Origin of the sequence: Halocynthiibacter sp. C4, assembly GCF_028823805.1 — a bacterium.
GTDB classification, from domain to species: domain Bacteria; phylum Pseudomonadota; class Alphaproteobacteria; order Rhodobacterales; family Rhodobacteraceae; genus Falsihalocynthiibacter; species Falsihalocynthiibacter halioticoli.
Genome location: NZ_JAPEIE010000005.1, coordinates 131,393 through 146,460 on the forward strand (window position 1 = coordinate 131,393; position 15,068 = coordinate 146,460).

Annotated in this window: 14 protein-coding genes; 7 read left to right on the forward strand and 7 right to left on the reverse strand. The window is 52.3% G+C overall.

Translation table 11 applies throughout. The features are described from left to right. Positions 1 to 39: 39 nt before the first annotated feature. The 3 genes from OU789_RS16115 to OU789_RS16125 form a co-directional block, all read right to left on the reverse strand. The gene (locus OU789_RS16115) at positions 40 to 1,191 is read right to left on the reverse strand and encodes an aminotransferase class I/II-fold pyridoxal phosphate-dependent enzyme (RefSeq protein ID WP_274656738.1); all 1,152 of its coding nucleotides are present in this window, start codon (positions 1,189 to 1,191) and stop codon (positions 40 to 42) included. Beyond that, complete coding sequence (locus OU789_RS16120; protein WP_274656740.1) at positions 1,184 to 1,927, reverse strand: FadR/GntR family transcriptional regulator; 744 nt, start codon at positions 1,925 to 1,927, stop codon at positions 1,184 to 1,186. The genes OU789_RS16115 and OU789_RS16120 overlap by 8 nt, the downstream gene beginning before the upstream one ends. A 262-nt stretch (positions 1,928 to 2,189) precedes the next feature. Then, a complete protein-coding gene (locus OU789_RS16125; protein ID WP_342453594.1) occupies positions 2,190 to 3,401 on the reverse strand; it encodes an ROK family transcriptional regulator in 1,212 nt (403 codons plus the stop codon). 174 nt (positions 3,402 to 3,575) lie between these two features. Between OU789_RS16125 and OU789_RS16130 the strand changes: the two genes are divergently transcribed. The 6 genes from OU789_RS16130 to OU789_RS16155 all read left to right on the forward strand — a co-directional run bounded on the left by OU789_RS16130 (position 3,576) and on the right by OU789_RS16155 (position 10,111). Beyond that, positions 3,576 to 4,595 carry a sugar ABC transporter substrate-binding protein gene (locus tag OU789_RS16130; RefSeq protein WP_274656741.1) on the forward strand — a complete coding sequence of 340 codons (1,020 nt, stop codon included), beginning with the start codon at positions 3,576 to 3,578 and terminating at the stop codon, positions 4,593 to 4,595. A gap of 116 nt (positions 4,596 to 4,711) precedes the next feature. Then, entirely contained in the window at positions 4,712 to 5,782 is a 1,071-nt protein-coding gene (locus OU789_RS16135) for an ABC transporter permease (protein ID WP_274656743.1), read from the forward strand. Beyond that, a complete protein-coding gene (locus tag OU789_RS16140; protein WP_394358461.1) occupies positions 5,758 to 6,564 on the forward strand; it encodes an ATP-binding cassette domain-containing protein in 807 nt (268 codons plus the stop codon). Before OU789_RS16135 ends, OU789_RS16140 begins: the two co-directional genes overlap by 25 nt. Positions 6,565 to 6,671: 107 nt before the next feature. Continuing rightward, positions 6,672 to 7,208: a phosphoribulokinase gene (locus tag OU789_RS16145; RefSeq protein WP_274656746.1), complete on the forward strand. Its 537-nt coding sequence runs from the start codon at positions 6,672 to 6,674 to the stop codon at positions 7,206 to 7,208. A 392-nt stretch (positions 7,209 to 7,600) separates the two neighbouring features. Then, on the forward strand, positions 7,601 to 8,617 hold the full coding sequence (locus tag OU789_RS16150; RefSeq protein WP_274656748.1) for a DUF1214 domain-containing protein: 1,017 nt from the start codon (positions 7,601 to 7,603) through the stop codon (positions 8,615 to 8,617). Positions 8,618 to 8,683: 66 nt separating this feature from the next. Next, positions 8,684 to 10,111 (forward strand): DUF1254 domain-containing protein, encoded by a 1,428-nt coding sequence (locus tag OU789_RS16155; RefSeq protein ID WP_274656750.1) that lies wholly within the window; start codon positions 8,684 to 8,686, stop codon positions 10,109 to 10,111. 127 nt (positions 10,112 to 10,238) lie between these two features. On the opposite strand, the gene OU789_RS16160 is transcribed toward OU789_RS16155, so the two are convergent. The 4 genes from OU789_RS16160 to ectA form a co-directional block, all read right to left on the reverse strand. After that, positions 10,239 to 11,675 carry an aspartate kinase gene (locus OU789_RS16160; RefSeq protein WP_274656752.1) on the reverse strand — a complete coding sequence of 479 codons (1,437 nt, stop codon included), beginning with the start codon at positions 11,673 to 11,675 and terminating at the stop codon, positions 10,239 to 10,241. A 30-nt stretch (positions 11,676 to 11,705) separates the two neighbouring features. Continuing rightward, entirely contained in the window at positions 11,706 to 12,110 is a 405-nt protein-coding gene (locus OU789_RS16165) for an ectoine synthase (RefSeq protein WP_263951785.1), read from the reverse strand. Between the two features lie 4 nt (positions 12,111 to 12,114). After that, on the reverse strand, positions 12,115 to 13,401 hold the full coding sequence (gene ectB, locus OU789_RS16170; protein ID WP_274656754.1) for a diaminobutyrate--2-oxoglutarate transaminase: 1,287 nt from the start codon (positions 13,399 to 13,401) through the stop codon (positions 12,115 to 12,117). A 78-nt stretch (positions 13,402 to 13,479) separates the two neighbouring features. Continuing rightward, complete coding sequence (gene ectA / locus OU789_RS16175; RefSeq protein ID WP_274656756.1) at positions 13,480 to 13,989, reverse strand: diaminobutyrate acetyltransferase; 510 nt, start codon at positions 13,987 to 13,989, stop codon at positions 13,480 to 13,482. A gap of 238 nt (positions 13,990 to 14,227) precedes the next feature. Here ectA and OU789_RS16180 point away from each other — a divergent pair, with 238 nt between their 5' ends. Further along, entirely contained in the window at positions 14,228 to 14,704 is a 477-nt protein-coding gene (locus OU789_RS16180; RefSeq protein ID WP_263951782.1) for a MarR family winged helix-turn-helix transcriptional regulator, read from the forward strand. Positions 14,705 to 15,068 lie beyond the last annotated feature (364 nt).

Genomic DNA, 15,068 nt, shown 5'->3' on the forward strand with positions numbered 1-15,068 from the left:
ATCCTCCTTGTGGTGATAAAAAATGCGTCTTGTTTTTCTTTAGGTCGCGCTTTGGTTCAGGGCTTTTTCGAAGTCGGCCCAAAGGTCTTCCGCATCTTCCAAACCGAGGTTCAGCCGAACCAGATTGGGAGAGACACCGAATGCTTGCATCGAGTTTTTCGGCCCAGCCTGTGCAAGCCCGACACGCGCAGGCAGGATGAGGCTTTCAAAGCCCCCCCAACTCACGCCAAGACGGAAATGGCTCAGTGCATCCGAAAAATTTGGGATGTCGACGCTATCGTCGAACTCGATGGACATAAGCCCGGAGCGCCCGGTCAAACCGGGGACCGCATTTGCGCCGGGGCTGTTGATCTTGCGCACTTGTGGGAGTGCTGCGAGGCGATCAACGAAAAGATTCGCTGTTGCTTGATGTTGCATCATACGCGCATTCAATGTTCTTAGGCCGCGCGTCAGAAGAAATGCTTCGAACGGCGCAAGTTTGGCGCCAAGCAACGGCAAGGTAAGATCGCGGATTGCGGCAATATGCTCCTGCGATGAAATGGTAACGCCAGCTACCGTATCGGAGTGGCCCGAAATGTATTTCGAGGCCGAATGGACCACGATGTCGATTCCTTGCGCCAGCGGGTTCTGAAACACAGGCGTTGCCCATGAGTTATCGATGATTGTCAGTGTGTCGTGCCGCTTCGCGTGCTCTGCGACCAAGGCTAGGTTTAGCGGAGTGAAAACAACCGAACTGGGGCTTTCCAGATAGGCGATATCAAAGTTGGCCAGCAAATCGGCGTTAGCTTCGAAATCCTCAACAGGATAATAGCTAACCTCGACCCCGAACGGGCGCAGGATTTGCTCCATAAAACGATAAGTATCAGGGTAGACATGCTCAACGCAGGCGATCTTGCTGCCCGGCTTAACGAATGCGAGCAGAGTCGACGTAATTGCAGCAATGCCAGAGGCAAATCCCACCGCAGCTTCGCCGCCCTCGGCTTTGGCCATTAACCCTTCGAAAGCCGCAACTGTAGGGTTTTGTACGCGCGTATAAACGGATTGGTTGGTGCGGCCCGCCATGCGGTCTTCGAATGCCTGATAGTTCTCGAAAGCAAAAAGCGAAGTCTGCACGATCGGCGGTGTGATAGAGCCGGCTTCATCATCAAGAACCGCAGCCATCATCGTTGCGATGCTCTGGAAATCAGACATCACGCCCCTCCATGACTCGCCGAACTTCGGCTTCGACCATATCCATAATCTGTCCCATTATTTTTGTTGCTGTTTCTACATCGCCAGACACCACCGCCTTCGCGAGACTCGGGTGCAGCGGAATTGTTTCATGACCGAGGTGCACCTGACCGAAAGGTGCGTCGTAAATTGTGTGGAAGCTTTCCTGAATCAGATGCGAGAACTGATGAAAGAGCGGGTTTCCTGAAGCGTCATGGATCGCGGCGTGAAAACGAGCATCCGCCGCCCGCCAATCCTCTCCGGCCTCATAGATCGCCATAAGCTCGGCAGCACGCGCGAGAATGATCTTGCCTTGCTGCTCACTCACATTTTGGGTTGCGATCTTCACCGCTTCAATCTCGATAGGTCGGCGAACAGCCAACGTTCTCAAAAGACTTTCAGCCTCGATTTTCACAGTTAAGGGAAGGTGGATCGCTTGAGAAAACACTTCCGCCGCAAGCCGGGTACCGGCCTTTTTGTTTCGAGTGACGATGCCCATGTTCTGCCACGCGACGAGCGCTTCGCGGACCTTGGAGCGACCAACATTGAGCTTCTTTGCAATCTCGACTTCGGGGGGCAGACGATCCCCAACACCAAGCTGCGCGCGCTCGATCATAAGCGACAGCGCCTCTAGGACATCTCTTTTGCTTCCCGTTGCTTCGAGATGTTGCAGTGCATCAATTTCCGAGCCGTTTTCGCCCGCACTTCTTTTAGACACGATAAGCCTTCCTGTGTGTTGATAAGGAGCGTAGATTTAATGTCAGACAAAATCAATATAATGTATGACATTAAATATGCATGATTTTCAATAGCTTAAATCACACCCTATTAATTTATTGTAGAAATTAATGCCGACCGAGTCCTGTGATTCCTGCGGAAACCGGGCATCAAATTACTGTTCGATGAAAGCGAAAATCGACAAGAACAAAGCCATCCTTGGCTGAATTGCGAAGGCAAAAACAGCTCGCAATTAGCTTCAATTACATTCTGGAAAGGCCCGCGTTGGTATTTAGCAGGAACTGGCGAAAGATTGGGCTGCTTGCAGCTCCAATTCCTCTGGCATTATCTCCAACCGCCGCAGCTTCGACAACAGGCGGGATCAAACCGCGTTTGTCTTGGTTCACCATATATCGGCGAACACGGGCAACCAACTCTTCGCGAACCTCAGGCGGAAACGCTCCATCGATGAAAATTGCTTCAAAGTCGATGACGGCACATATTGAAAGGGCGGCCTTGGCAAGTTCCTGCGCTGTTGTCCCGATCCATGGCTCGACATATCGCGATATGCTGCTCCAATCCTGAGGCTTCTTCCAAAGAATTTCCGGGGCAACACCTGCTTCGATCAACCTGTCTTCGAGCAGAAACAGAGACGCGGTATCAATCAGCTGCTGACTTTCCCCCGACGGACCTGTTGTACGCATAGCTCCAAGAGAACCGGCGTTGCCTTGGTTGCCATCAAACACGGTGCCATTTAACGCAACACCCCCTCCGATCATTGAACCGATGAAGAAATAAAAATAGTCCCGAAACTCTGCCCCACGACCATACAGGTGTTCCGCGTGGCACGCGGCAGTTGCGTCATTAACTACGAAAACCGGCAGGTCGCTGAACTTGGCAACTTCGGAGAAAAAGTCCACGTCCTTCCAAGATCTGAAATTCTCGGCCGCCACTCCAGATAGATCGTGCCATTTCCAAAGCTCGAATGGTGTCCCAATTCCAATCCCGCAAACGCGGGCCTGTAGCTTCTTAGACTCTTCGGAAAGAAGCGTTTCCAATCCAGACTCTAGAAATCCAAATACAGCCTTAGGCAAAGGATAATCATATGTGGTAGAAAGCTGCCGCCGCGGCTTGCCTGTAAAATCGATCAGAAGCAGATCTGCACTGCGTCGTCCGATCTTCATCCCGACAGAAAGTGTGCCTTCCGGATTGAGCTCCATTGGGATCGAGGGTTTCCCCACTTTTCCGCGTAACGGAGTTCCTCGTCGGAGAATCTCGTCCTTTTCGAGCTTGCGCAAAATGATTGACACAGTCTGGGGCGACAGCCCCGTCAACCTTGCAATCTCTGCTCCTGCGGTTGGTCCATGTCGTTGTAAAACTGTCAAAATCAGGCGCTCGTTGTGATCACGAACGCCACTTTGGCTAACCCCGCCAGACAGAATTTTTAACGACTCTTTCACCATAGCCTCGAACATAAACGCCTTACATCATTAAGAAAAGATACACCGGCAAATTAATAAATAAACTTTATTTATTTATTGACAGCGAGATCAGAATCGCATTTTTATAAGCGTGACCTGCATTGGATGATGGAGGTGCGCTTCGCTTATTCAGCAGGCGAAGCGACAACAATTTTCTGGGAGGATAACATGAAAAATTTACTTAAACTTACCGCATCCGCAGCTGTGCTCAGCATGGCTGCGGCGTCCGCACAAGCTGCTGGCGAAACTGTTTGCTTGATTACAAAGACCGACACAAATCCATTTTTTGTTAAGATGAAAGAGGGCGCGACGGCGAAAGCCGAAGAGCTTGGCATGACTTTGAAAGCATTTGCCGGGAAGGTTGACGGCGACCATGAAACTCAAGTTCAAGCGATCGAAACCTGCATCCTTGATGGCGCAAAAGGTATTCTTCTGACAGCCTCTGATACGAGCTCGATTGTTCCGGCCGTTCAGCAAGCGAGAGATGCTGGTATTCTGGTGATTGCACTGGATACACCACTCAGCCCAATCGACTCAGCCGACGCAACATTCGCAACCGACAACTACAAAGCCGGTCTATTGATTGGACAGTGGGCGAAGGCAAAAATGGGTGATGCGGCCGCAAACGCCAGAATCGCAACGCTTGACCTGAATGTTAGCCAGCCAACAGTAGATGTGTTGCGCAATCAGGGCTTCCTTGATGGTTTCGGCGTTGATCTTGCCGATCCAAACGTCATTGGCGACGAGACGGACGAGCGTTTGGTTGGAAGTGACGTGACCGATGGCAACGAAGAAGGTGGGCGCCGCGCCATGGAAAACCTCCTGGCCAAAGATCCAACGATCAATGTTGTTCACACGATCAATGAACCAGCAGCAGCTGGCGCATATGAAGCGCTGAAGTCCATCGGGCGCGAGAATGACGTGCTTATCGTTTCCGTCGATGGCGGCTGCCCCGGCGTGCAAAACGTTGAGGCGGGAGTTATCGGCGCCACGAGCCAGCAATATCCTTTGCTAATGGCCTCCCTCGGTGTTGAAGCCGTTAAGAAATGGGCGGATGAGGGCGTGAAGCCGGAGAACACACCAGGAAAAGACTTCTACGATACTGGTGTTGCACTGGTTACCGATCAGCCCGTTGATGGCGTAGAGTCTATCTCTGTCGCCGAGGGAATGGACCGCTGCTGGGGCTAAGGCTTAGCCAACAATGATGAGGCGCACCAAAGCGCCTCATCAATTCCATCACCCGAAAACAATTTTTCCTGTAAACTGGCCACGTGGCCGCAATGCCCGCCGCTAAAGGGGGAGAGATGTCTGAACCAAACCAAAGTGCCCAGGAATTAGATGCTTCCGCTGGTACAATAGAAACCATTGCGCAATTCGAAGATCATCGGCGGGGCATACTCGGGAAGTTGCAACATCTTCTCCACGTCAATCCATCTTTTGTGCCGCTTATCGTGCTTATTGGTGCGATTGTAATTTTCGGCCTACTTTTGGGCTCTAAGTTTTTCTCGCCATTTGCCATGACCCTGATCCTTCAACAGGTTCAGATTGTTGGCATCGTCGCTGCGGCACAGAGCCTCGTTATCCTGACGGCAGGTATCGACCTAAGCGTCGGTGCGATCATGGTTTTCTCATCGGTGATCATGGGACAGTTCACATTTCGCTACGGTATTCCGGTCCCGATTGCGGTCATGTGTGGCCTTGGCGTTGGTACGATAATTGGGGCGCTGAATGGCTGGCTCGTCAGTCGCGTTAAACTTCCGCCATTCATCGTCACGCTTGGCATGTGGCAGATCATTCTCGCAACCAACTTCCTGTATTCAGCGAACGAAACCATAAGAAGCCAAGACATAGAAGCGAACGCTTCATTTCTTCAGTTTTTCGGCACTAAATTCAGCATCGGCGGGGCGACCTTCACGTTTGGCGTCATCTTCATGCTCCTGCTGATCGTAGTCCTCGCCTATGCGCTCAAACACACGGCCTGGGGCCGACATGTCTATGCCGTGGGCGACGACCCAGAAGCAGCTGAGTTGTCTGGCGTCAACGTCCACAAAACCTTGATGTCTGTTTACATGCTATCTGGATTGATTTGTGCGTTTGCGGGTTGGGCTTTGATCGGCCGTATCGGCTCGGTCTCACCAACGTCTGGCCAATTGGCCAACATCGAAAGTATCACCGCTGTTGTGATTGGGGGCATTTCCCTGTTCGGCGGTCGCGGGTCCATTCTCGGATCGTTGTTCGGCGCGCTTATTGTCGGTGTATTTACTCTTGGGCTGAGGCTCATGGGCGCGGACGCGCAGTGGACTTATTTGCTTATCGGGCTACTCATCATTGCTGCTGTCGCGGTTGACCAATGGATCAGAAAGGTATCGGGCTAATGTCAGACGCAACTCCAGTCGTTCAAGGCCGTGGGATCGTGAAACGATATGGCCACGTCACAGCAATCGACAATTCCGACTTTGAACTGCGCCAAGGAGAAATTCTCGCTGTTATCGGGGACAACGGCGCAGGCAAGTCCTCCATCGTCAAAGCGATCTGCGGTGCGACGATCCCGGATGAGGGCGAAATTCTCATCGAGGGGAAGAAAGTTAATTTCACCTCTCCAATCGATGCCCGAAATATGGGAATCGAGATCGTCTACCAACAACTTGCAATGTCGCCGGCGCTATCGATTGCCGACAATATGTTCATGGGGCGCGAAATCCGCAAACAGGGTTTCATGGGAAAGTACTTTCGTCAGCTTGACCGACCCGCAATGGAAAAGTTTGCCCGCGAAAAACTGACCGAGCTTGGCCTCATGACTGTTCAGTCGATCAATCAAGCAGTTGAAACACTTTCGGGCGGCCAACGCCAAGGCGTTGCCGTTGCTCGTGCTGCAGCTTTTGCCACCAAGTTCATCATCATGGATGAACCCACAGCAGCATTGGGCGTTAAGGAAAGCCGAAAGGTGCTCGAACTCATACAGGACGTACGTGCGCGCGGCATTCCGATCATTCTGATCAGCCACAATATGCCACATGTCTTCGAAGTCGCTGACCGCATTCATGTTCATCGACTTGGCAAAAGGCTCTGCACGATCGATCCCAAGGATTATACGATGTCCGACGCAGTTGCTTTCATGACCGGCGCCAAAGAACCTCCGAAAGAGAACTGCTTGTGATCGACCAAGATGTTGAGCATGTTTGCGAGCTGATCTCATCTATAAAGCAGGACGGAGTTCGGACGATTGTTGCAATCGCTGGCCCGCCTGCATCCGGAAAGTCGACTTTGGCGGAAGCCGCTGTGCGATACTTAAACGCGCAAGCGGCTTCCGAAACTCCAGCCGCCGAACTCGTGCCCATGGATGGCTACCATCTGGACAACCGCATCCTTAAGGCGCGAGGTTTACTCGCACGGAAGGGCGCGCCCGAGACCTTCGACGCGTCAGGTTTTTGCAATGCGATCAGAAGGCTCCAATCAACAGAAAAAGAACTGTTTTTTCCATTGTTCGACCGCCAACTGGATCTATCCATCGCCAATGCGATAGCCATTCATCAGGAAACGCCCATCATCGTCGTCGAAGGCAATTACCTTCTATTGAATTCCGACCCGTGGAAGTCATTGGCAAATGTGTACTCCGCGACAATCTTTGTCAGCCCAACGCTTGAAGTCCTCGAAAACAGGTTAATACAACGCTGGATTGAGCATGGGTTTGACTCAGCCGCCGCACTTAAACGCGCAAAAATGAACGACCTGCCTAATGCGGAACTTGTCATCAATAATAGCGTGGATGCCGATCTAACATTGAGTCAGAACGACCACTAGCTGGCTCTTGATTTCTGCGCGAACATTGGCGGATAAACTCAGGGTGGCAGCTGGCCTGTTCACACCCCCCAAAAACGCTGCTTCGCAAGCAAAGTCCATTTGCCCGTTTTTTAAGCAGGATTAGGTTTTTGCTCGATAAAGTCCTACTTAATTCCAGCTTGTAATCCGTAAGCGTTGACCGTTTGTTTCAACACACCTTATACAACTTTAGGGCCAGTGCGCGAAAATGATGCAAATTGGTAAGGAATGGCAATTTGACTCACGCTATTCTTAGTCGAATGGTCGGATACGCTTCTTGCGTTGGTCTGACCGGCATCATTACGCGCCAGTGATATTTCTGCCTCTTAAACCAATTGATCACACGAATTGACGACAAAATGGAGCATTTGAGCATGAGTTTTTTGAAACCCGCAAACCTATTTGCCTGCGTCTTGCTGTTCGCCGGAACAACCGCGCAAGCAGAACCGGTCAAGGTCAATGTGATGAACTACATCACAGCCCAGACCGCCATGCAGTTCGACACCTATCAAAAACAAGCGGGCGGCGTGAACAAAGTGCTCAACGAGCGCGAACCTGTACCGGTCGACAAACAGCCGACGATCCGCATGAACCGCGACACTCTCTATAGCTTCATCGTCGTCGATATAAGCAAGGGCGCGACGGTTACCCTGCCCGATGCGGGGTCACGCTATCGTTCGATGATGGTGGTGAACGAGGCCAACTTCATAAACGCGGTCTACCTTGATGCTGGCGCTCATAAACTGACGAAAGAGCAATTTGGTTCAGACCACGTTTGGATCGGAATTCGCACGCTCGTCGATTCAAACTCTCCTGACGACATCAAAGCTGTGCATGCGTTGCAGGACGGGATCAAGGTCGAGGCGGGATCAGCCAACCCCTTCGTGGCGAAAGACTATGATCAAGCCAGTTACAAAGCGACGCTCGACCCGCTGCTCGAACTTGGCAAGGGCGTACCTGACTCAACTGGGTGGTTCGGCTCAAAGGAAGACACCACGCCGATCGGGCACCTTATCGGTACCGCCGTTGGTTTTGGCGGACTGCCGCGGAAGCACGCTTTCTACCTGAACGTCAATCCAGATTTGCCGGTCGGTGAGTATCAGTTGACCGCTAAGGATGTTCCTGTCCGAGCTTTCTGGTCGGTTAGCCTTTACAACGACAAGGGCTACTTTCAGAAAAACCCGCAAGGCGCCTATAACTTCAACAGCGTTAACGCGGAAAAGAACAAGGACGGATCGATCACCATCCACTTTGGTGGGTGTGATGATGGCCGCGTCAACTGTCTGCCGATCATGGACGGGTGGAATTACGGAGTGCGCCTGTATGAACCAGAACAGGCGATCCTAGACGGAAGCTACGTCTTCCCATCAGTGGAGAAAATTTCAAAATAACTTGGGCGGGGCGCTCGATCCGAGTCCAAGCCTTTTTGTGTCTATTGAATTAAATAGGGGGCATTCATGCCAATCGGAAACCATTTTAGAACCTTTGCCTTGGGTCTCGGCATGGCTGGGGCCAGCTTAATCCAGAGCATCGCACCAGCCGCTGCACTGACAACAGATGAAGCGAAATCCATCGCCGAAGAGGCCGCGATTTACGGCCTGCCGATGCTGATGAACTACAGCGTCATGTATCAATTCGCTATCGACGAGAGCAGCAGCCAGTACAAGGCGCCGTTCAACCAGATCAAGAACGAAGCCCAGCTGGCCACGCCGAAAGACACCGCTATCGTCACACCGAACAGCGACACGATCTATTCGTTTATCTGGATGGACTTGCGCGCCGAGCCAGTGGTGATCTGCGTGCCCAAGGTTGAAAAAAGCCGTTATTTCTCGGTCCAGCTTGTTAACCTCTATACTTACAATTTCGGCTATATCGGAAGCCGGACAACTGGCAACGATGCTGGATGCTACGCGATCGCCGGACCGCATTGGCAAGGGGACAAGCCTGATGGCATCAGCGAAGTCATCCGCTCCAGTACCGAGTTCGGGTTCGCCAATTTCCGTACTCAGGTTTTCGGGCCGTCCGATCTCGACAAAGCCAAGGCGGTGCAAGAGGGCTATAAAGTTTCGACCCTATCCGCTTTCGCTAAAACCGACGCACCCGAGCCAGCTTCGCCTGTAGACTGGATGAAAGTCGACAAGGAGAGCCTGGAAAAGGACCCGCTTGGCTACTTGGCGTTCATCCTGCAATTCGCTCCTGCCATTGGCGATGCCGCGGTCGAGAAGCCGCTGCGCGAAAAATTCGCCAGCATTGGCATCGAGGCAGGCAAAGCCTTTCCTGCCACACCAATTTCAGACGAGATCAAGTCTGCGATTGCTGAGGGCCTGAAAGCGGGCACGAAAAAGGCGCATGATCGAAAGGCGAAAGTTGGCAAGATGGTCAATGGCTGGCAAATATCACAGGGTCTCTTCGGCGATCGGGCCATGTTGAAGGACGACTACCTGATGCGGGCCGTCGCCGCGCTTGTGGGGCTCTATGGCAACGATTCCGCGGAGGCCTTCTATCCGCTGACCCGGCTTGACGGAAAGGGCGCAAAGCTCGACGGCAGCAAGACCAACTATACGTTGACTTTCCCTGCTGGCGAATTGCCGCCCGTGAACGCTTTTTGGTCGGTAACAATGTACGACGGAAATACACAGCTTCTTGTCGACAATCCTATCAACCGGTATCTCATCAACGCGCCCATGCTGCCGAACATGCACAAGGACGACAGTGGCGCAATGACCCTGTATATCCAGAAAGACGCCCCGACGGATGAAGCGCTCAAAGCCAACTGGCTCCCCGCGCCCGACGGCCCAATTTATATGGTCATGCGTCTCTACTGGCCAAAGAAAGAAGCTTTGGATGGCAGCTGGCAACCGCCGGCGATCACGCCTGCCAAGTAAGCATTCTGTACAGGGCGGTGTGTGTTTTGTTCCTCGTCAGACACAAAGAACACCGCCCTGATATTAGGCCACGCCAATTTTTTTGCGGCCCTTAACTTCCAACTGGGATTGCATCCGCAAGCGATCTTTATGCTGCTTGCTTGAGGCTCTTTATGTCAGAGCGACCAACCAGAGCAGCATGGAGTGCCACGACCGCTTTATCCGCAGCTTCGCGCGGTAGGACGAACTGAATATCAACATTTCGAGGCGCTTGGTGGGCTGCGATCACCTCAATACCAGCATCCTCTAAGGCACGAATTCCCTGACTGAATGCTTTCAACCCAGTGAGGTCACGCCCGATTGCCGAAACGATCGACACAGTCCTTGCGCTGACTCTCGCTGAGGGGAAAGCCTCTTCCAGATCCGAGACAACACGGCGAACTGTTTTCAACGGTGCCTCTACATAATGGGTGATCGTGTTGGCGTTCGAAATCTTAGACGCAATACGAACCTTATGTCGACGCAGCGCATCAAGAGCAGCGGCATCATAGCCTTTCACGCCAACCATATCCTGCTCGAACAACTCCAGAGACACCACATTCAGCCCCGTGATAATTTCCACAGCGGGGGCTTCTGCAGGTTTTTCGTCGATCAATGTGCCTGGGTCTGAGGGCTCGAACGCGTTGGTAACTCGCAGCGCTACTTTGGCTTGGCGCAGGATTTTGGCGGCATTGGGATGGATGGCCTCCATTCCCATATTCGACAGCTGGTCAGCAACGTCATAGTTTGTATGGCCCAGCTTTTGCACCTCTTCTACGCCAACCAAAGCTGGATCGGCGGAGGACAGGTGGAATTCTTTGTGAATGATCGCTTCTTTTGCACCGGTATACGCCGCAATATTTGCAAAAGTGACTTCGGAGTAGCCCCGATCATATTCGCGCATTAACCCTTCTCGACATTGAGCATACCCCGTCACGATTGGGAGCTCCGTTGCCAAATCGACATCGGAGAAAGCCTTGCTGATACGTTCCTGCAACGAGCATTCGGTTTCGTCACGCCAGCCACTCAGGTCAACAAAACGCGCGTTTACGCCAGCACGCTGAAGCATAAGTGTTGTGACAAAAGCAGAATGGGCCTCGCCCAAGCCGGAAAGAAGTTCGCGGACGATCATCATCTGGCTCGACAGCCGGAAATGCCCGTAGGAACACAAGCGGCGCAAATCATAGAGGCAGTTGCGGGCCCCTTCGATGCGATCACGGACAAAATCCTCTGCAAGAGCACGATCGGCTGGATTATCCAGAACCTTGTCATGCTGATCTTTCATTGCCGTGGTAACGCCGTTCAATGCGTCAAGCCAACTGTGATCATTATCATCATTGGCAAACAGGGCAAAAACACCGGGTTTTCCGGTTTTCTTGTGCTCTAGCAGCAGGTTGGTAATCCCGCCGAATGCCGAAACGACAAACATCCGGTGAAACAAGCGATCCGCTGCGCGGTCACCGATGATCAGGGTGTCGCGCAACTCGTGGATGCGCGACATGGAAGTGCCGCCGATTTTTTCGACGGTATGCTCAGGGAAATTCACAATATGTTATCCGGTGCGAACCGAACCCTCTTAGGCTGTTTCCAAGTCTTCTGCAGCGGCATAGGAGCCATCTTCGCGATGGACTTCTTTGCCAGTAACAGGCGGGTTGAAGCAGCACGCCATGACCAACTCTTCATCAGCGCGAAGAATATGGCGGTCATGCTTGTTAAGTGCGTACATCACACCCTGTTTGATCTCGTGGGTTTCGCCGGTTGCAATATCGGTGATTGAACCGCTGCCTTTCATACAGAAGACGCTCTCGAAGTGGTTCTTGTATTCGAACGTGTGTTCAGAACCTGCTTCGAGGTATGTGATGTGGAAGGAAAACCCCATGCCATCGTCTGCCAACAACATGCGCACGCTACGCCATTTTGCGTCTGATACAACTCGCTCGCCGTTGGCTTCGATGATTTTATTCAGGTCTCTTACGATCATTCTACTACTCCGCAGCAATCTTTTGTGTGTTTACGATATGACGAGCCGCGCCAATAAGAATGTCCATTCCGGCGCTAAGGGTTTCGTCTGGTGTTGTGAGCGGCGCAAGAATTTTGACGACTTCATCTCTCGGGCCGGAAGTTTCAACAATCAAGCCTCGTTCGAAAGCAAGCGCGCAGATGTCGCCTGCCAGCTCGCCGCAACCAACATCGACGCCGATCATCATGCCACGGCCTTTCAGGTACGCATTCGGTACCATATCGGCAATGGTTTGAAGCCCTTGTGTAACCAGCTCCGCCCGTCGTTTGATGTCTTGCTCAAACCGATCGTCCGCCCAGAATTTTTCGATAGCAACGCGCGCCGTAACGAAAGCATGGTTGTTACCACGGAACGTGCCGTTGTGTTCGGCTGGCCCCATCACATCATGCTCGGGCTTAACAAGAACCAGCCCCATAGGCAGACCAAATCCGGAAACCGATTTTGCCATTGTGATGATATCCGGCGAAATACCCATGTCTTCGAAGGAGAAGAACTTGCCGGTTCGGCCGCAGCCTGCCTGAACATCATCGATGATAAGAAGCGCGCCAGATTTCTTTGCCAAGTCGGCAATGCGATTCAGCCATTCAGGGCTGGCGGCATTCAGGCCACCCTCGCCTTGCACAGTTTCAAGGATGAACGCGGCGGGGGCATCCAACCCGCTCGATTGATCTTCGAGCATCGCCTCAAGGTAAGCAGTGGTGTCGCCGTTATCTGCGAGATAATCATCGTACGGCATCCGCGTGACACCATTGAGCGAGGTGCCCGCTCCACCGCGGTGATAGCCATTACCAGTAGCCGCCAGCGCCCCTTGGGTAACGCCGTGGAAGCCGTTGGTGAAGGCGATAATATTGGTGCGCCCTGTAGACTTGCGAGCAATTTTCATAGCCGCTTCAACTGCGTTCGCGCCCGTTGGCCCTGTAAACATCAGCTTATGTGGCATGTCGCGTGGGGCAAGGATCTGTTTCTCGAAGGTTTCGATAAAGGCAGCCTTGGTGTCTGTATGCATGTCCAGCCCATGAGCAATGCCATCGGCCTGAATATGGTCTATCAGCGCGGCCTTTAGGTCCGGATCATTATGACCGTAGTTCAGAGAAGAGCATCCCGCGAGGAAATCGATATAGCGGGTTCCATCATGGGATGTCATTTCAGAGCCTTTGGCGGACACAAAAACAGTGTCAAAGCCACGGCAATAGCTTCGTGCTTCAGATTCACGGCGTGGGAAAATGGAGATATCGGACAGATTCGTAGACATACGACCTCTTTCAGGCGTTGGCGGATTCGGATGGGGATGTAGATTTAGCAGGCTGGATGCGAGAGGCAGGCGCATGGCTTAAGCGGCCATTTTCACTCGGTTTTCCAGCTGAATGGTGACCATGTGCTCGGTTTTGTGGCGTTCCTGAAAATGCAGCGTTTGTGTGAAGTAAGGCGCATTCTCTAACTCGCCGTCTTGAAGGCGGGCAAACTTGCGGAACAAGGCCCAGGAGGCCTCATTATCGGCGGTAATGGTCGTTTGGAGACGGGTAACGTCTTTGCATTCCGGGCGGTTTAAAATGTTCTGCAACATCAAATGGCCAAGCCCTCGGCCGCGGGCGGCTTCGGATACGGCAACTTGCCATACGAACAAAGTGTCGGGTTCGTTTGGCATGACATAGGCAGAAACCCAACCCAAGACCTCGCCGGATATCTCCGCAAGAACACAAGTGTCGGCAAAATGATCGCACTGCAGAAGGTTGCAGTACATGGAGTTCTCATCCAGCGGCCGGCAGGCTCTTACTAGCTTCCAGATATTTGCGCCATCTTTGGCATTGGGTTTGCGTAGTGTTGGCAAGTCAATGCGCATTGATTGAGCGGGGTGCTGCATTTTGAACTCCTTTTGCTTCGAAAGGCGAAGTAACATCGGAGGAAAGTATTTTCAACAGTCAAAGCAAAATTTACGCTATACACGGCAAATCGTCACAAAAACTGCACAAAATTAAGCACACCCCCATTGAAACTGCTTCGCAAATCAAACAAATTTAAACTATGTACCCAAAATGAGGAAGGAGGTATGCTTTGCCAATCAAATCAATGGAGGCAACGTGGACCGCATCGATAGTAGTTTGATTGCTCTAAGACGAATTGTACGTGCGACAGAGCTATTCGGGCGCGAAATCCGCCAATCGACCGGCGTTACGCCCACCCAGTTCCGCGTTCTGCAAATCATTTCGGAAAATGGATATGCGACCGCCAAGGCTATTTCGCAGCGCATGCGCGTTTCACAAGGAACTGTAACGTCCTTGGTAGATAAACTAGTGCGTGATGGTTTGGCCGTCCGCGAAAAATCCACGCAGGATCGCCGACAAATCAATATTTTGCTGACCGACGCGGGACGCTCAATTCTGCAAGATGCGCCAGACCCGTTGCAACAACGGTTTGTCCGTAAGTTCGCGGCGATGGAGGACTGGGAGCAAGCCATGCTGGTTGCCAATCTCGAACGCGTTGCGACAATGCTGGACGCAGAAGAGATCGACGCATCCGCAGTTTTGGACACAGGCGAAATTCGGCCCGTCGAGTAACGGAGCCTTACCTGACAGCATTCAACTTTTTTCGGTTTCTGTTCACAAAGAGTTCCTGAACAAGCCGTGACTTGCTAAATCCTCGGCCTTTGTTGATCCTAGAAGAGATTTAAGGATCAAATTATATTTAGATGAATAATCATTGCTGTCGACATCAGCGCATCTGCGGCCCTGCTTGCACGGGAAACTTCCAACTCCACTGTTGAAGCAGATATTGCCGCAATCACAGATGCTGGCCTGTTAATAGACGCCGCGATGTAGCAGCAGAGACAAGCGATCAAAGTCCGCTGCGGGCCATTTCGGAATTTACTGAACAACAGGTCTTTCGCGCCTCCAGCACACGTTTGAGTCGCGCCCGCTGCTT